General features: G+C 42.0%; 13 protein-coding genes. 10 read left to right on the forward strand and 3 right to left on the reverse strand.

What is annotated here, in order from left to right:
- The first annotated feature begins 13 nt into the window (after nucleotides 1-13).
- Nucleotides 14-859 carry an undecaprenyl-diphosphate phosphatase gene (locus D8862_RS07945; protein WP_125449834.1) on the forward strand — a complete coding sequence of 282 codons (846 nt, stop codon included), beginning with the start codon at nucleotides 14-16 and terminating at the stop codon, nucleotides 857-859.
- 34 nt (nucleotides 860-893) lie between these two features.
- On the opposite strand, the gene dinB is transcribed toward D8862_RS07945, so the two are convergent.
- Nucleotides 894-1955 carry a DNA polymerase IV gene (gene dinB / locus D8862_RS07950; protein ID WP_125449836.1) on the reverse strand — a complete coding sequence of 354 codons (1062 nt, stop codon included), beginning with the start codon at nucleotides 1953-1955 and terminating at the stop codon, nucleotides 894-896.
- A gap of 236 nt (nucleotides 1956-2191) precedes the next feature.
- Between dinB and pflB the strand changes: the two genes are divergently transcribed.
- Complete coding sequence (gene pflB / locus D8862_RS07955) at nucleotides 2192-4507, forward strand: formate C-acetyltransferase (RefSeq protein ID WP_125449856.1); 2316 nt, start codon at nucleotides 2192-2194, stop codon at nucleotides 4505-4507.
- A 389-nt stretch (nucleotides 4508-4896) separates the two neighbouring features.
- Nucleotides 4897-7002, forward strand: coding sequence for an ATP-dependent Clp protease ATP-binding subunit (locus D8862_RS07960; protein ID WP_125449838.1), 2106 nt, complete (start codon nucleotides 4897-4899; stop codon nucleotides 7000-7002).
- Between the two features lie 59 nt (nucleotides 7003-7061).
- Here D8862_RS07960 and D8862_RS07965 read toward each other — a convergent pair whose 3' ends face one another.
- A complete protein-coding gene (locus D8862_RS07965; RefSeq protein ID WP_000032557.1) occupies nucleotides 7062-7544 on the reverse strand; it encodes an S-ribosylhomocysteine lyase in 483 nt (160 codons plus the stop codon).
- Nucleotides 7545-7807: 263 nt separating this feature from the next.
- Between D8862_RS07965 and D8862_RS07970 the strand changes: the two genes are divergently transcribed.
- From D8862_RS07970 to D8862_RS07990, 5 genes are read left to right on the forward strand one after another with little or no spacing between them, the layout of a single operon-like run.
- Nucleotides 7808-8515 carry an ABC transporter ATP-binding protein gene (locus D8862_RS07970; RefSeq protein ID WP_000400708.1) on the forward strand — a complete coding sequence of 236 codons (708 nt, stop codon included), beginning with the start codon at nucleotides 7808-7810 and terminating at the stop codon, nucleotides 8513-8515.
- Nucleotide 8516: 1 nt separating this feature from the next.
- Nucleotides 8517-9305, forward strand: coding sequence for an ABC transporter permease (locus D8862_RS07975; protein ID WP_125449840.1), 789 nt, complete (start codon nucleotides 8517-8519; stop codon nucleotides 9303-9305).
- Nucleotides 9305-10027, forward strand: a complete 723-nt coding sequence (locus D8862_RS07980; RefSeq protein ID WP_125449842.1) for a lantibiotic ABC transporter permease — start codon at nucleotides 9305-9307, stop codon at nucleotides 10025-10027. The genes D8862_RS07975 and D8862_RS07980 overlap by 1 nt, the downstream gene beginning before the upstream one ends.
- Nucleotides 10028-10039: 12 nt before the next feature.
- Nucleotides 10040-10738, forward strand: coding sequence for a response regulator transcription factor (locus tag D8862_RS07985; protein WP_125449844.1), 699 nt, complete (start codon nucleotides 10040-10042; stop codon nucleotides 10736-10738).
- Nucleotides 10705-11736, forward strand: coding sequence for a sensor histidine kinase (locus tag D8862_RS07990; protein WP_125449846.1), 1032 nt, complete (start codon nucleotides 10705-10707; stop codon nucleotides 11734-11736). The genes D8862_RS07985 and D8862_RS07990 overlap by 34 nt, the downstream gene beginning before the upstream one ends.
- A 135-nt stretch (nucleotides 11737-11871) precedes the next feature.
- On the opposite strand, the gene D8862_RS07995 is transcribed toward D8862_RS07990, so the two are convergent.
- Nucleotides 11872-13356 (reverse strand): DUF1846 domain-containing protein, encoded by a 1485-nt coding sequence (locus D8862_RS07995; RefSeq protein ID WP_125449848.1) that lies wholly within the window; start codon nucleotides 13354-13356, stop codon nucleotides 11872-11874.
- Between the two features lie 152 nt (nucleotides 13357-13508).
- Between D8862_RS07995 and D8862_RS08000 the strand changes: the two genes are divergently transcribed.
- Both D8862_RS08000 and D8862_RS08005 read left to right on the forward strand, forming a co-directional pair.
- Nucleotides 13509-15119 (forward strand): glycoside hydrolase family 13 protein, encoded by a 1611-nt coding sequence (locus D8862_RS08000; RefSeq protein WP_125449850.1) that lies wholly within the window; start codon nucleotides 13509-13511, stop codon nucleotides 15117-15119.
- 168 nt (nucleotides 15120-15287) lie between these two features.
- On the forward strand, nucleotides 15288-17255 hold the full coding sequence (locus D8862_RS08005; RefSeq protein WP_125449852.1) for a peptide ABC transporter substrate-binding protein: 1968 nt from the start codon (nucleotides 15288-15290) through the stop codon (nucleotides 17253-17255).
- Nucleotides 17256-17633: the final 378 nt, after the last annotated feature.

The following is a 17633-nucleotide window of genomic DNA, read 5'->3' on the forward strand; positions in this document are numbered from 1 at the left end:
AAAGGAGTAATGTATGTATTTTATTGAAATTTTGAAGTCAATCTTTTTTGGGATTGTTGAAGGAATTACAGAATGGTTGCCAATTTCAAGTACTGGACACTTGATTTTGGTTGAAGAATTTGTCCAATACAAGGATCAAAATGAAGCTTTCATGTCCATGTTTAATGTTGTCATCCAGCTTGGTGCCATTTTAGCAGTTATGGTAATTTACTTTAACAAGCTCAATCCCTTCAAACCTGGTAAAAACAAGGTTGAAGTTCGTCGAACTTGGCAATTGTGGTCAAAAGTCTTCGTTGCAACCTTGCCTTTGCTATTGGTCTTTAAACTAGATGATTGGTTTGATGCCAACTTCCACAACATGGTTTCAGTTGCTATTATGTTGATTATTTACGGGGTTGCCTTTATCTATCTTGAAAAAAGAAATAAGGCCCAAGCTATTGAACCAACAGTAACTGAGTTAGACAAGTTGCCTTATAAAACAGCCCTTTACATTGGGCTCTTCCAAGTCCTCGCCCTTTTACCAGGAACAAGTCGTTCAGGTGCTACTATCGTCGGTGGTTTGTTGAATGGAACAAGCCGCTCTGTTGTAACGGAGTTCACCTTTTACCTTGGGATTCCTGTTATGTTCGGAGCTAGTGCTTTAAAGATTTTCAAATTTATTAAGGCAGGTCAGCTCTTGAGTTTTGGTCAACTATTCTTGCTCTTGGTTGCTATGGGAGTAGCCTTTGCGGTCAGCATGGTTGCTATTCGTTTCTTGACCAGCTATGTGAAGAAGCACGACTTTACACTCTTTGGGAAATACCGTATCGTACTCGGTAGTGTCTTGTTGCTCTATAGTTTTGTGCGTTTATTTGTATAAGAAAAAAGCTTGAAGGGAGATTCCTTCAAGCTTTTTAAAATCCTGTCACTGTAATTCCTAGTAGACGAATGCCTTTCTCTTTTTCAGCTAGTTCTTCGTAGAGTTGAAGGGCAATTTGAGAAATCAGACTAGCGTCCTGTGTAGCTTGCGGGAGGCTTTTCCGCCTAGTTAGAGTGGAGAAGTCAGCGTAACGAATCTTTAGGATAATGATTTTTCCAGCTTTGTCTTGCTTACTGAGATTGAGAGCAACTTTTTCAGAGAGGAGAGTCAGCTCTTTTTTGATGTCTTCTTCAACTTGCAGAATCTTCCCATAGGTTTTCTCCTTGCCAATGGACTTACGAATGCGATCGGACTTGACTAGAGAATTGTGAATACCACGAGCCTTTCGATACAGGTCAAAACCAAGTCTGCCAAAGCGATCAATCAAAGTGATTTCAGAGACCTTCAATAAGTCTGCGCCAGTATAAATGCCCATTTCATGAAGCTTTTCTACTGTTTTCTTACCTACACCATGAAATTTGGCAATATCCATTTGTTTGAGAAATTCTTGGGCTTGGTCAGGGAGGATGACTGTCAAACCATGTGGTTTTTGGTAATCGCTGGCCATTTTAGCTAAAAATTTATTGTAAGAAACGCCAGCAGAAGCAGTCAGGTGCAGTTCCTGCCAGATATCTTGTTGGATGAGGCGAGCTATTTTGACTGCCGACTTAATACCAAGTTTATTTTCCGTCACATCCAAGTAAGCCTCGTCAATGCTCATAGGTTCAATCAAATCAGTATAGCGTTTAAAAATAGCTCGAATCTGAAGTCCCACTGCCTTATACTTTTCATAATTTCCGGAGATAAAGACAGCTTGGGGACAACGCTCATAAGCTTCTTTAGAACTCATGGCAGAGTGAATACCAAAGGCTCGTGCCTCGTAGCTACAAGTAGACACAACACCCCGTCCGCCTGTTTGTCTGGGGTCGCTCCCAATGATGACAGGTTTTCCTTTTAACTTAGGATTGTCTCTTATTTCCACCGCAGCAAAAAAGGCATCCATGTCGATATGGATGATTTTTCTGGACAAATCATTAATCAATGGAAATATGAGCATTTTGCTTCCTTTCTAATGTCATTTTTTATTCATTATACCTTTTTTTCTGAAAAAATGGAAAAGAGTACTTATTCTTTCAAATATATAATACAGATTGCGCCAAAAAACAGACTGTATTAGAAAAGAAAGTGATAAAGAAGCCTTTTTTCGCTTGTTGAAATCGGTTACTGTATGGTATACTGGTCTCATGAATGTAACAGATGACTGTTGCTAGAAAGAAAAATGAGGACATTAACATGGTTGTTAAGACAGTTGTTGAAGCACAAGACATTTTTGACAAAGCTTGGGAAGGCTTCAAAGGCGTAGATTGGAAAGAAAAGGCAAGCGTTTCTCGCTTCGTTCAAGCTAACTACACACCTTACGATGGAGATGAAAGCTTCCTTGCTGGACCAACAGAACGTTCACTTCACATTAAAAAGATTGTAGAAGAAACTAAGGCTCACTACGAAGAAACTCGTTTCCCAATGGACACTCGTCCAACATCTATTGCTGATATTCCTGCTGGATTTATCGACAAAGAAAACGAAGTTATCTTCGGTATCCAAAACGATGAACTCTTCAAATTGAACTTCATGCCAAAAGGTGGTATCCGTATGGCTGAAACGACTTTGAAAGAAAATGGATACGAACCAGACCCAGCTGTTCACGAAATCTTTACTAAATACGTAACAACAGTTAACGACGGTATCTTCCGTGCCTACACTTCAAACATCCGTCGTGCTCGTCACGCTCACACTGTAACTGGTCTTCCAGATGCATACTCACGTGGACGTATCATCGGTGTTTACGCACGTCTTGCTCTTTACGGTGCAGACTATTTGATGCAAGAAAAAGTAAACGACTGGAATGCAATTAAAGAGATTGATGAAGAAACAATCCGTCTTCGTGAAGAAGTAAACCTTCAATACCAAGCATTGCAACAAGTTGTTCGCTTGGGTGACCTTTACGGAGTTGATGTTCGCAAACCAGCGATGAACGTTAAAGAAGCGATCCAATGGGTTAACATCGCCTTCATGGCTGTATGCCGTGTTATCAACGGTGCTGCTACATCTCTAGGACGTGTGCCAATCGTATTGGACATCTTTGCAGAACGTGACCTTGCTCGTGGTACATTTACTGAATCAGAAATCCAAGAATTCGTTGATGATTTCGTTATGAAACTTCGTACAGTTAAATTTGCTCGTACAAAAGCTTATGACCAGTTGTACTCAGGTGACCCAACCTTCATCACAACTTCTATGGCTGGTATGGGTAACGACGGTCGTCACCGTGTTACTAAGATGGACTACCGTTTCTTGAACACTCTTGACAACATCGGTAACTCTCCAGAGCCAAACTTGACAGTTCTTTGGACTGATAAATTGCCATACAATTTCCGTCGCTACTGTATGCATATGAGCCACAAACACTCTTCTATCCAATACGAAGGTGTAACAACAATGGCTAAAGACGGATACGGAGAAATGAGCTGTATCTCATGCTGTGTGTCACCACTTGACCCAGAAAACGAAGATCAACGCCACAACATCCAGTACTTTGGTGCTCGTGTAAACGTTCTTAAAGCCCTTCTCACTGGTTTGAATGGTGGTTACGACGATGTTCACAAAGACTACAAAGTATTTGACATCGATCCTATCCGTGACGAAGTTCTTGAATTCGAATCAGTTAAAGCCAACTTTGAAAAATCTCTTGACTGGTTGACTGACACTTACGTAGATGCTTTGAACATCATCCACTACATGACTGACAAGTACAACTACGAAGCTGTTCAAATGGCCTTCTTGCCAACTAAACAACGTGCCAACATGGGATTCGGTATCTGTGGATTTGCCAACACTGTTGATACATTGTCAGCGATTAAATACGCTACTGTTAAACCAATCCGTGATGAAAATGGCTACATCTACGATTACGAAACAATCGGTGAATACCCACGTTGGGGTGAAGATGACCCACGTTCAAACGAATTGGCAGAATGGTTGATCGAAGCTTACACAACTCGTCTACGTAGTCACAAACTATACAAAGACGCAGAAGCTACAGTATCACTTTTGACAATCACATCTAATGTTGCTTACTCTAAACAAACTGGTAACTCACCAGTCCACAAGGGTGTATACCTCAACGAAGATGGTTCTGTAAACTTGTCTAAACTTGAATTCTTCTCACCAGGTGCTAACCCATCTAACAAAGCTAAAGGTGGATGGTTGCAAAACTTGAATTCACTTGCTAGCCTTGACTTCAGTTACGCAGCTGATGGTATCTCATTGACTACTCAAGTATCACCTCGCGCTCTTGGTAAGACTCGTGACGAACAAGTTGATAACTTGGTAACAATCCTTGATGGTTACTTCGAAAACGGTGGACAACACGTTAACTTGAACGTTATGGACTTGAACGATGTTTACGAAAAGATCATGTCAGGTGAAGATGTTATCGTTCGTATCTCTGGATACTGTGTAAACACTAAATACCTCACTCCAGAACAAAAAACTGAATTGACACAACGTGTCTTCCACGAAGTTCTTTCAATGGATGACGCATTGAGCTAAGATTCAATTGGAATAGAGAAAAGCCAGTCGATATGACTGGCTTTTTGTGTTTCAAAAAATTTTTAAAAATAGTCAAATTTAGTCAAAAGTTATTGACTTTTACTGACCAATGTGATATAGTAGAAACATAAGGAAAATGAATTCCTTAGAAAGCTCATTTTCAACGAATTGTTTCTTGAGAATGAAGTATAGAATCCCGAGAAAGGGGTGAGGCCTATGTTAAATCTAACAGACTTTGAAAAGAAGATCATAGAAGGCTTATTTAAAAAAGAAAAACCAGAAATTATACGTAGAGTAGCTAGATAGCTAGTCTAAATTTTTTAAAACAAAGGTCAAAGATAGTCAATATCAGAGATCGCAAATAATTAACAATAAACGAGGTAAAGAATATGAACAACAACTTTAATAACTTTAACAACATGGATGATTTATTTAACCAATTGATGGGTGGTATGCGAGGATACAGTTCTGAAAACCGTCGCTACTTGATTAATGGACGTGAAGTGACACCTGAGGAATTTGCTCATTATCGTGCAACTGGTCAATTACCAGGAAATGCAGAATCTGATGCGCAAATGCAACAACACGCTTCAGGTATGAAACAAGACGGTGTCCTTGCTAAACTAGGTCGAAACTTGACTGCAGAAGCTCGCGAGGGCAAATTGGATCCTGTTATCGGACGAAACAAGGAAATTCAAGAAACATCTGAAATCCTCTCACGTCGTACCAAAAACAATCCTGTACTTGTCGGAGATGCAGGTGTTGGTAAGACAGCCGTTGTCGAAGGTCTAGCACAAGCTATTGTGAACGGAGATGTTCCAGCTGCCATCAAGAACAAGGAAATTATTTCTATTGATATCTCAGGTCTTGAGGCTGGTACTCAATATCGTGGTAGCTTTGAAGAAAACGTTCAAAACTTGGTCAATGAAGTAAAAGAAGCAGGCAATATTATCCTCTTCTTTGATGAAATCCACCAAATCCTTGGTGCTGGTAGCACTGGTGGAGACAGTGGTTCTAAGGGGCTTGCGGACATTCTCAAGCCAGCCCTCTCTCGTGGTGAATTGACCGTTATTGGAGCGACAACTCAAGACGAATACCGTAACACTATCTTGAAAAATGCAGCTCTTGCTCGTCGTTTCAACGAAGTTAAGGTCAATGCCCCTTCAGCAGAGGATACCTTTAAAATCCTTCAAGGAATTCGTGACCTCTATCAACAACACCACAATGTCATCTTGCCAGATGAGGTTTTGAAAGCCGCAGTAGATTATTCGATCCAATACATTCCTCAACGTAGCTTGCCAGATAAGGCTATTGACCTTGTCGATGTAACGGCAGCTCACTTGGCGGCTCAACATCCTGTAACAGATGTGCATGCGGTTGAACGGGAAATCGAGGCAGAAAAAGACAAGCAAGAAAAAGCAGTTGAGGCAGAAGATTTCGAAGCAGCTCTTAATGCTAAAACACGTATTGCAGAATTAGAAAAGAAAATCGAAAACCACACAGAAAATATGAAGGTGACTGCGAGTGTCAACGATGTGGCTGAATCTGTAGAACGTATGACTGGTATTCCGGTATCACAAATGGGAGCATCAGACATCGAACGTTTGAAAGATATGGCCCATCGTTTGGAGCACAAGGTTATTGGCCAAGATAAGGCAGTAGAAGCAGTGGCTCGTGCTATCCGTCGTAACCGTGCTGGTTTTGATGAAGGCAATCGGCCAATCGGTAGCTTCCTCTTTGTAGGGCCTACTGGGGTTGGGAAGACCGAGCTTGCTAAGCAATTGGCGCTCGATATGTTTGGAACCAAGGATGCAATCATCCGCTTGGATATGTCTGAATACAGTGACCGCACAGCCGTTTCTAAGTTAATCGGTACAACAGCAGGTTATGTGGGTTATGATGACAATAGCAATACCTTGACAGAACGTGTTCGTCGCAATCCTTACTCTATCATTCTCTTGGACGAAATTGAAAAGGCTGATCCTCAAGTCATTACCCTTCTCCTCCAAGTCTTGGATGACGGCCGTTTAACTGATGGTCAAGGAAATACCGTGAACTTCAAAAACACTGTCATTATCGCAACATCAAATGCTGGATTTGGCTATGAAGCTAACTTGACGGAAGATGCAGACAAACCAGAATTAATGGATCGTTTGAAACCATACTTCCGTCCAGAATTCCTCAATCGCTTTAATGCAGTTATCGAGTTCTCACACTTGAATAAGGAAGACCTTTCTAAGATTGTGGACTTGATGTTGGCTGAAGTCAACCAAACCTTGGCTAAGAAAGGAATCGACCTTGAAGTTAGCCAAGCAGCTAAGGACTTTATCACAGAAGAAGGCTATGACGAAGTTATGGGTGTTCGTCCTCTCCGTCGCGTGGTTGAACAACAAATTCGTGATAAGGTGACAGACTTCCACTTGGATCATCTAGATGCCAAACATCTGGAAGCAGATATGGAAGATGGCGTTTTGGTCATTCGTGAAAAAGCCTAACTCGCGATTTTGAGAATAAAAAAAGAAGGAACTAGCTAAAAAGCTGGTTCCTTTTGTGTTTAGATGACATGACGCTCAAAGGCATCATCTGAGATTCCTTGTTCCAGGATGAGCTTCGCCCATTCCTTAGCAGAAAAGAGGCTGTGGTCCTTGTAGTTTCCGCAAGATTCGATGGTTGTTCCAGGGACATCTTCCCAAGTAGTAGTCTCAGCGATTTCCTTGAGCGAGTCCTTGATAACAGCTGCAATTTCAGCGCTAGTATGGCGTCCCCACATAATCATGTGGAAACCAGTACGGCAACCGAAGGGCGAGCAGTCAATCATGCCGTCAATGCGGGTACGGATGAGTTTGGCTAAGAGGTGCTCAATGGTGTGAAGGCCAGCGGTAGGGATAGAGTCTTCATTTGGTTGCACCAAGCGGATATCAAAGTTGGAGATGACATCTCCCTTTGGCCCTGTTTCTTCCCCAATCAAGCGAACATAGGGTGCTTTAACAATGGTGTGGTCAAGTTCAAAACTTTCAACAATAACTTCTTTTGACATGGTAAATCCTTTCAGTTTTCTTCTTTCATTATATCATAAAGACTGCTCTTGATGAAGTTTGATAAATGACTTTTTGAGACTAGCATTATAACAAAGTCTCCATACAAAACTCGCAGAATTATAAAGAAAAACTGAGTTCTTTCTAATGAAGCTAGAGCAACTTCTGAAAGACGGAGTCAACTTTTAGAATTTTTGCTTGATTTCTGAACTAATTCTGAACTAGATTGGATATACTGTAGAAAATAAAGATAAAGGAGTTCAGTATGGAACATATGGTGAAAATAGAAGGCGTTTGCAAAAAGCATGGCAGTAAGCAGATTTTAGAAGATATTTCTTTTACAGCTAGAAGCGGGCGGATTACAGCTTTTCTGGGCCCGAATGGTGCAGGGAAAAGTTCGACCTTGAGGATTCTCTTGGGGTTAGATCGGGCGACAGCAGGAGCGGCGACTTTTGATGGGCAAACCTATCAGTCAATGATCTATCCGCTCAGAACGGTAGGTGCAGCCTTTGACGGCATTGGCGGTTTGCCAAATCGAAAGGTCTATGACCACTTGAGAATTATTGCGGCGAGTAATGCTATTCCCAAGTCTCGGATTGATGAGGTTTTGGAGATGACTGGAATCGCTCATAAGAGGAAGGAACTCTTGTCAAGCCTGTCTCTGGGGGAGGGTCAGCGGTTGGGTTTGGCAGCAGCTTTGCTAGGTGATCCTCAGTTTCTTATATTAGATGAACCGACCAATGGACTGGATCCAAGTGGGATTAAGTGGTTTAGAAAGTTCATCCGTCAGCAGGCTGATTTAGGGAAAACGGTACTTCTATCATCCCACATCCTGTCAGAGGTGCAAATGGTGACAGATGATGTGGTCTTGATTCATCATGGGCGAATTATTGAGCAAGGACGATTGGAAGAGGTGCTGCAAGATTCAGACAGTCTAGAAGATCTCTTCTTTGATTTGACAGAGGAGGTTTAAGATGAAGGAAGCGATGTCTTTATTGCATTCAGAATGGTTGAAAATCCGCTCAATCAAGGCTTTCAAAGTGAGTGTGGCCTTCATGCTGCTATTGGTGCCTGTCGTATCCTGGTTGGAGGGCCGACAGTATCTGTCTATCGGCTTGGATGCTACGCCTGAGACGGTTCCTAATCTGATAAATGCCATTGATCCGCTGGAATATCTAGGTCTCAACGGGGCTTCTATGGCGGTCATGGTTTTGGTCATTTTAGCTGGAATTTTGGGAGCTATGGAATTTCAGTCTCATAGCTTGAGAACCAGTCTCTTGGCCTGTAATAACCGCCTGAAGTTGCTTGTGGGGAAACTCGTGACCTTTACTTGCTTTTCTCTTGCCACTAGCTTTTTATCAATCTACTTTAGTTATATGGCCATGCATCTCGCTTTAGGAAAGGAAGGACTTGATCCGATTCTGCTCAATCAAGTGGCTTGGAGTCTGATTTTGTGGAAAATATTATCTCTAACCCTATTGGGAATCCTTTCGTTTTTGTTAGGTTTATTGGCTCGGACCATGTTAGTTCCTCTGCTTTTTCTCGTGCCACAGATCTATAATCTAGGAAACTACCTGGCAGCTCACACGAGTTGGGGAGCTTATCTGCCACAGCCAGCTGGAGAGTTGTTTGTGGCAACGCCAACTTCCCAATATGTCAACAATCCCTTGCAAGGGCTGTTGATACTTGGCGTATGGATACTAATCATCGGCGGCATGACTTCTCTGCGCTTTTTGAAGACGGATTTAGGAGGGCGCTACTGATGATAAAAGCTCTGCTTAGAAGTGAATGTATTAAGTTCCGTTCTTACTATCTCGCTCTTGGTGCAGCCTTGGTAGCTCTGCTAGTCGTTCCATTTTTTCTAATGAATCTTGACTACAGTCAGACAGCAGTTGGCCAGACGAAGGCTCTGAGCGAGGCTTTGCATGCCCTCTATCTGGCGCAGCCTGTCATCGTCATCTTTACTTCGCTCTATTTTGCTCAGGAGTTTGTCAAGTCTGGGATGCGAACGAATTTTCTAACCGTATCAAATAGAAGGGCTTGGTTGGCTGGGAAAATCCTTTTTCTGGTCTTGCTGCTCTTGGTTCTCTATAGTATCATTATAAGCAGCTGTTTCCTTGTTATGCTGGCTCGATTTGATCTAGACTTTAGCTGGCCCTTACTGGGGAAATTCCTCTATTACAGTTCTTTTGGTCTTCTCAGCAATCTTTTTCTGGCTTTTTTAACTGCCGGCCTCGCTTTGCTCTTTCAATCTTGGGTTGTGCCGGTGTCGGTGCTCTTTCCTCTTTTGATTGGTCTCAGCCGTTTATTGGCAACATTTATTAAGGAAGCAAAATACCTGCCCGATCTGGCTACGCTAAATCTTTTTGAGTATGAAGGACTTCAGCAGTCAATAGATCTCTCAGGGCTGGGAATACAGCTGTTATGGTTAGCTGTGGTTTGGAGCTCTGCTATATTTTTAACCTTGAAACGAGATGTTCGCTAGAGGTATGCTATAATGGAAATCATGAGACAGTATCGTATTTTGGTGGTTGATGACGACCAGAGCATTTTGAAGCTGGTGAAAAACGTCCTAGAGCTCGATGCTTATGATGTGACGACGCTTGATCGGATAGAAGACCTAGAGCTGACGCATTTTGTCGGATATGACTTGATTCTGCTGGATGTGATGATGGAGCCTGTTAATGGTTTTGAGCTGTGTTCCTACATTCGTCCTCATCTTTCGTGTCCGATCATCTTTCTGACGGCCAAGGAGTTGGAGGCGGACAAGGTGGAAGGGCTCTTTCGCGGAGCAGATGACTATATTGTCAAACCTTTTGGGACCAAAGAATTGCTGGCGCGTGTCAGAGCGCATCTTCGGCGGGAGGAAAGACGTGAGGAGCGATATTCTGAAATTGCTTCTTGCCAATTTTATCCAGAGCGCTATGAAGTGGCCTGTTTTGGTAAAGTCTTGAAATTTTCAGAGCGAGAGTTTAAGTTGCTGCATTTACTAGCTAGCAATCCCAAGCAGACCTTTTCAGCTGAACGCCTGCATACCTTGCTTTATCCAGAAAGCTCAGAAACACAGCTTCGCTCCATTTCAGAATACGTATATCAGATTCGTCAAAAATGCAAACAAGAAGGGCTGCAAGCAATCGCAACTGTGAGAGGAGTAGGTTATAGATGGCAATTAGAACCCGTAATTTCAAAAGCCTAGTCTGGACAACCAGTTTAAAAATCGTCTTTTTCCATGTTTTGATTTTTGTACTTATAGGTTATGAATTTACGCAAGGAAGTGATCACGTTCTTTTCGCCTTGTTCTTCTGGGCAGGGAGCTTGCTGCTGATTACTTTTTATCATATTTTGAAATTGCTCCGAAAAATCGACAGGGAAATAAAAATGCTAACGAGCGAGAAGCTTTTAGAAGAAAATCAAAGCCAGCTTTTTCGGATTGAGGAAATGCTAGAAGTCTATAGCGATTTACGGAGCAGCCACCAAGAAAATGCTCGTCTTCTAGAAAAAGAGCAGCAGCATAATCAGGAGTTGATTTTACAGTTATCAGCGACATCGCACGACTTGAAGACGCCCCTAACTGTGATTAAGGGGAATGCTGAGCTCTTGGAGTTGGCGCGGTTGGGCCAGCCACAGGCAGACTATGCTGCTGAGATTTTGCAGGCCAGTCACAAGATGGAAGAGTATTGTGGTTCTTTGATTGATTACGCTAAGACTTTTCAGATTGATGCTAATCAGTTCAGTCAGCTTTCCTTAGAGGACTTTTTGGCTTATCTCCAGGACGACTGGGCACTGTTCAGCAAACAGGAAAGCTATTGTTTTTATCTCCAAGAAGATTGTGATCTTAGTCTGATTTTGTCAATTCATTTGGACTATCTCAAGCGCGCTTTGCTCAATATTTTACTGAATGCGCTTGAACATGCAGACCAGGATCAAAAGGAAGTCAAGCTAACGGTATCATTACAACAGGACCAGTTGGTTTTTGCTATCTGGAACAACGGCCCTGCATTTTCGGAGGAGATGCTGCTGGGAGCAGACCAACTCTTTTACCAGAGTGACCAAAGCCGCAATTCAGCTAATCCCCATCATGGTATCGGCTTAGCCTTTTCTAAGCAGATCGCTCTCTTGCATGCTGGTCGTCTGACCCTGCTTAATCCAGACCAAGGGGGAGCCTGTGTCGAGTTGGCAATTTCATTGAAATAAGTGAGGTTGGAAAAAATCATAAAACGCATAATACCAAGTATTCAAAAGACTTGATATTATGCGTTTGATTTTTTTATCATGTAAAGATTTACTGGATTTTTCCCTCAAATTGAGTTTTTGTCCAGCCTTGTTTATTTACTTCCGATACAAGCGATCGTATTGGTAGTAAGGGTCAAAGGTTACGTTGATACCTAGCTTGCGAAGGACATTCTTGTCTTCGTCTGTCAAGATGATGGTTGAGTGGGCTTCGCTTCCTTTAAGGTTACCAAGTTCCTTCATTGCGCGCGCAGCATCAGGATTTTCCATAGCTGTGATTGCAAGTGCAATCAAAATTTCATTTGAGTGGAGGCGAGGATTGCGGCTGCCTAGATGATTAATCTTAAGGCCTTGAATTGGTTTGACAACTTCAGGCTCGATTAGTTTCACTTCTTTAGCGATGTCAGCTGATTTCTTGATGGCATTGATCAAGGCAGCAGCTGTAGGACCAAAGAGTTCAGAGTTTTTACCAGTTACGATTTCCCCGTTTGGCAATTCAAGAGCTAGGGCAGGACCACCAGTTTCTTCTGCTTTTTGGCGTGCAGCAACAGCAACCTTACGGTCTGCAGGTGTGATGCCGAGGTCGTTCATGAGAAGTTCAATCTTCTTGACAGCAGTTTCTCCGACTTTTTCAGCTTTGAAATCAAGGACTGTTTGATAGTAGCGACGGATGATTTCTTGCTTAGAAGCTTCGATAGCAGCCTCATTATCTGTAATAGCGAAGCCAACCATGTTGACACCCATGTCTGTTGGTGAAGCGTATGGAGATTCACCGAGAATGCGTTCCAACATACGTTTGAGCACTGGGAAAATTTCAATATCACGGTTGTAGTTGACCGTTGTTTCTCCGTAGGTTTGGAGATGGAAGGGGTCAATCATGTTGACATCGTCAAGGTCTGCGGTTGCAGCCTCGTAGGCCAAGTTGACTGGATGATGAAGGGGCAGATTCCAGACTGGGAAGGTTTCAAATTTAGCGTAGCCAGACTTGATACCGTTGATTTGGTCATGGTACATATTGGACACACAGGTTGCCAATTTTCCAGAACCAGGTCCAGGAGCCGTTACGACGATTAACTTGCGACTGGTTTTGATGTAGTCATTTTTCCCCATGCCTTCTGGAGAGATGATGTGATCCATATCAGTTGGATATCCTTTGATTGGATAATGAAGATAAGAATCAATACCGTTTTTATCTAACTGGTTGCGGAAGGCATCTGCAGCGGGTTGGCCAGCGTACTGTGTGATGACAACTGAGCCAACAAAAATTCCCAGCTCATTGAATTTGTCAATCAAACGAAGAACTTCTTGGTCATAAGAAATACCTAGGTCGCCACGTGCTTTGGAATGCTCGATATTGCTAGCGTTAATGGCGATCACGACCTCAACCTGCTCTTTCAATTCTTGCAAGAGCTTGATTTTATTATCAGGCTCATAGCCAGGAAGGACACGAGCAGCGTGGAAATCTTCTAACATTTTGCCACCAAACTCTAAGTAGAGCTTGCCGTCAAATTGGTTGATGCGCTCCAAGATATGGTCGCGTTGCAGATTTAAATATTGTTCAGAACTAAAAGCTTGTTTTTTCATTTTTTTACCTCTGACCTCCATTATAATAAAAAATCGGAAGTTAGGAAACTATAAAGGTAAAAAAGAAATCAAAAAGATTAAGCAAACGCTTGCACAAAGTTTGAAAAAGCGCTATCATAGACTATAGATTATTAAAATAATGAGGTGAGAAGATGCAAGAAAAATGGTGGCACAATGCCGTGGTCTATCAAGTTTATCCCAAGAGTTTTATGGACAGCAACGGAGATGGAATTGGCGATTTGCCAGGAATTACTAGTAAGTTAGACTATCTAGCTAAGTTAGGAATCACAGCGATTTGGCTTTCTCCTGTTTATGACAGTCCTATGGACGATAATGGCTATGATATTGCTGATTATCAAGCGATTGCAGCTATTTTCGGGACCATGGAGGACATGGACCAACTGATCGCAGAGGCTAAGAAGCGTGATATTCGCATCATCATGGACTTGGTGGTCAATCATACCTCGGATGAGCATGATTGGTTTGTAGAGGCCTGTGAAAATCCTGATAGTCCTGAGCGAGACTACTATATCTGGCGAGATGAGCCCAATGATTTGGAGTCTATCTTTAGTGGGTCTGCTTGGGAATACGATGAAAAGTCGGGTCAATACTATCTCCACTTTTTCAGCAAGAAGCAGCCGGATCTCAACTGGGAGAATGAAAAACTGCGCAAGAAAATTTATGAGATGATGAACTTCTGGATTGATAAAGGCATTGGCGGTTTCCGTATGGATGTCATTGATATGATTGGGAAAATTCCTGACGAGAAAGTAGTCAATAACGGTCCTATGCTCCATCCCTATCTCAAGGAAATGAATCAGGCGACCTTTGGCGACAAAGATCTCTTGACAGTAGGGGAGACCTGGGGAGCAACACCAGCGATTGCCAAGCTATACTCAGATCCAAAGGGACAAGAATTGTCTATGGTCTTCCAGTTTGAACACATCTGTCTTCAATATCAGGAAGGGCAACCTAAGTGGCACTATCAAAAAGAGCTGAATATCAGTAAGTTAAAAGAGATTTTCAACAAATGGCAGACAGAATTAGGAGTTGAGGACGGTTGGAATTCGCTCTTCTGGAACAATCATGACCTCCCTCGTATCGTCTCTATCTGGGGAAATGACCAAGAATACCGTGAAAAATCTGCCAAAGCCTTTGCAATCTTGCTTCATCTCATGAGAGGGACACCTTATATCTACCAAGGTGAGGAGATTGGGATGACCAATTATCCATTTGAAACACTGGACCAAGTAGAAGATATTGAATCCCTCAACTATGCGCGTGAAGCTCTTGAAAAAGGTGTTCCTCTAGAGGAAATTATGGACAGTATCCGTGTCATCGGTCGTGATAATGCCCGTACCCCAATGCAATGGGATGAGAACAAAAACGCTGGTTTCTCAACAGGTCAACCTTGGTTAGCAGTTAATCCAAACCACGAAGAAATCAACGTTCAAGAAGCACTGGCAAATCCAGATTCTATTTTCTATACCTATCAGAAGTTGGTTCAGATCCGTAAGGAGAACAGCTGGTTGATTCGAGCTGATTTTGAATTGCTTGATACGGCTGACAAGATCTTCGCCTATATTCGCAAGGACGGTGACCGTTGTTTCTTAGTTATGGCTAACTTGTCCAATGAAAAACAAAACTTTGCAGTAGAAGGAAAAGTTAAATCAATCTTGATTGAAAACACTACTACTAAAGAAGCAGTTGAGAAACAGACCTTGGCTCCATGGGATGCCTTCTGTGTGGAAATGACTGACTAAAATGAGCGAACCTCAAGCTTTTGAAGCTTGAGGTTTTTTACTAAAAATTGTATAGAAAAATCTTTAAAAAATATTTGTTAGAATTTTCTAAAAAATTGTCCGAAAGCCCTTGCTTTTATAAAAAAATAGGGTATAATGGTGAAAACACTATCTTTAAGGAGATTACTTATGAGATCGAAAAAGTGGCTCTTAGGAGCAGGTGCTGTCTTGAGTGCAGCCCTTCTGTTAACTGCTTGTGGGCAAAGCGAAAAGAAGGCTGATGCTCTCAAGACATTTTCTTATGTCTATGCAATAGATCCATCATCTTTGGACTACAGCGTGACGAGCAAGAGCTCAACTTCTGACGTTATAGCCAACGTTGTCGATGGCCTCTTGGAAAACGATAAATACGGGAACTTGATTCCGTCGCTTGCAGAAGATTGGTCTGTATCCAAAGATGGCTTGACCTATACCTACAAACTTCGTAAGGGTGTAAAATGGTATACTTCTGAGGGAGAAGAGTATGCTGAAGTCAAGGCTCAGGACTTTGTTACGGGTCTGAAACATGCAGCTGATGGTAAATCAGACGGCCTCTCTCTCCTTCAAGATTCTATCAAAGGTTTGGCTGCCTACATCAGTGGTGAAAGCAATGACTTTTCTACTGTAGGAGTCAAGGCTGTTGATGATTACACGGTAGAATATACGCTCAACAAACCAGAAAGTTTCTGGAACTCTAAAGTCACAACTGCAACCATGCTTCCAGTTAATGAAGAATTCTTGAATTCTAAAGGGAGCGACTACGGTGCACCAACACCATCAAGTATTCTTTATAACGGTCCTTACTTTTTGAAATCATTGACTTCAAAATCAGTCATCGAATATGAAAAGAATCCAAACTACTGGGATAAGGACAATGTTAAGATTGACAATATTAAACTAACCTTCTACGATGGGTCAGACCAAGAATCTTTGATTCGCAGCTTTACACAAGGTGCTTATACAACAGCCCGTCTCTTCCCAACAAGCTCAAACTTTGAATCAACTAAAAAAGAGTACGGCGATAAGATTGTCTACAGTCCACAAGAAGCGACAAGCTACTATCTCACTGTTAACGTAAACCGCCAGTCTTACAATAAAACAGCCAAGACTGACGAGGCTCAAAAAACTTCAACGAAAGAAGCTCTTCTTAACAAGAACTTCCGTCAGGCGCTGAACTTTGCCCTTGACCGTCACTCTTACACTGCTCAGTTGAATGGTGAAGAAGGTGCGGACAAGATTATCCGTAACAGCCTAGTGCCTCATGACTACGTTCAAGTAGGTGAAAAAACCTTTGGAGAGTTGGCTCAGGCAGAGCTGGTTTCTTATGGAGACCAATGGAAAGATATAGCCCTTACTGATGGTAAGGATACGCTATACAGTCCTGAAAAAGCTAAGGCAGCCTTTGCTAAAGCTAAGACAGAATTGCAAGCCAAGGGGGTTACCTTCCCAATCCATTTGGACATCCCCGTTGAACAAACAGATGTAATCGCGGTTCAACAAACCAACTCACTCAAGCAGTCTATCGAATCAACACTTGGTACGGAGAATGTCATTGTCGATGTCCTTCAAATGACTGATAATGAGAAAATGAGCATTACATCTCAAGCCAAGGTTCCATCCCAAAAAGACTATGACTTGAACGGAACTGGTTGGGGACCTGACTATCAAGACCCAGCTACATACCTCAACATCCTTGATGCTAAGAAGGGTTCTGCCCTTAAACACTTGGGAATCACTCGCGGAAAAGATCCAGAAGTGATGGCTCAAGTTGGACTGGACGAATACAAGAAACTCTTGGATGATGCCGCAGCTGAAACCAGTGACCTCAATAAGCGTTATGAGAAATACGCTAAAGCTCAAGCTTGGGTATCAGATAGCTCACTCTTAATCCCAGTAGCTTCTTCAGGTGGTTCTCCAACTGTTAGCCGAACTGTACCGTTCTCAAAAGCATACTCACAAGTCGGAATCAAGGGAGATCCATTTGTCTTCAAAGGTTTGGAGCTGCAAAAGGATGTCGTGACTACAAAAGAATATGAAGAAGCTCTCAAGAAATGGCAGAAAGAAAAAATTGAAACAAATGCCAAATACCAAAAAGAGCTAGAAAAACACGTCAAATAGTCTATAAAAGAAAAGGAAGTTGCAGAGAATCTGTACTTCCTTTTTCTGGCTTGGAGACATCAGTCGTCGTAAAGGCAGTTCTTGAATGACAATTAAAGTTGAAGTGAAAAACTGGAAAGCAATCTCGGGCGTAAAAGCTTTTCTAATTAGTTTCGGAGCAGTTAAAACTTAAAACGATGCTTCTCGAAGATAATTCTAGCGTATTGTGAAATAGAGCGAGTAGGAACCACGAAAAACGAACTTTAATATTTATAGGACAAATCACTTTAAGAATATTTATGCAGTATAAATGAATCTAAAATAATTCCTAAGTAATTATCTAGTATTTTATAGTTTTAGGTTTAAAACTATAAAATGCTTATTGTAACAACTAAAAAT

The organism is Streptococcus oralis (assembly GCF_003942585.1).
Lineage (GTDB): Bacteria > Bacillota > Bacilli > Lactobacillales > Streptococcaceae > Streptococcus > Streptococcus oralis_BE.

Excerpts from the sequence above, each read along its gene's own strand:
- D8862_RS07945 (WP_125449834.1), top strand. The coding sequence starts at position 14 with ATGTATTTTATTGAAATTTTGAAGTCAATCTTTTTTGGGATTGTTGAA.
- dinB (WP_125449836.1), bottom strand. The coding sequence starts at position 1,955 with ATGCTCATATTTCCATTGATTAATGATTTGTCCAGAAAAATCATCCAT.
- pflB (WP_125449856.1), top strand. The coding sequence starts at position 2,192 with ATGGTTGTTAAGACAGTTGTTGAAGCACAAGACATTTTTGACAAAGCT.
- D8862_RS07960 (WP_125449838.1), top strand. The coding sequence starts at position 4,897 with ATGAACAACAACTTTAATAACTTTAACAACATGGATGATTTATTTAAC.
- D8862_RS07965 (WP_000032557.1), bottom strand. The coding sequence starts at position 7,544 with ATGTCAAAAGAAGTTATTGTTGAAAGTTTTGAACTTGACCACACCATT.
- D8862_RS07970 (WP_000400708.1), top strand. The coding sequence starts at position 7,808 with ATGGAACATATGGTGAAAATAGAAGGCGTTTGCAAAAAGCATGGCAGT.
- D8862_RS07975 (WP_125449840.1), top strand. The coding sequence starts at position 8,517 with ATGAAGGAAGCGATGTCTTTATTGCATTCAGAATGGTTGAAAATCCGC.
- D8862_RS07980 (WP_125449842.1), top strand. The coding sequence starts at position 9,305 with ATGATAAAAGCTCTGCTTAGAAGTGAATGTATTAAGTTCCGTTCTTAC.
- D8862_RS07985 (WP_125449844.1), top strand. The coding sequence starts at position 10,040 with ATGGAAATCATGAGACAGTATCGTATTTTGGTGGTTGATGACGACCAG.
- D8862_RS07990 (WP_125449846.1), top strand. The coding sequence starts at position 10,705 with ATGGCAATTAGAACCCGTAATTTCAAAAGCCTAGTCTGGACAACCAGT.
- D8862_RS07995 (WP_125449848.1), bottom strand. The coding sequence starts at position 13,356 with ATGAAAAAACAAGCTTTTAGTTCTGAACAATATTTAAATCTGCAACGC.
- D8862_RS08000 (WP_125449850.1), top strand. The coding sequence starts at position 13,509 with ATGCAAGAAAAATGGTGGCACAATGCCGTGGTCTATCAAGTTTATCCC.
- D8862_RS08005 (WP_125449852.1), top strand. The coding sequence starts at position 15,288 with ATGAGATCGAAAAAGTGGCTCTTAGGAGCAGGTGCTGTCTTGAGTGCA.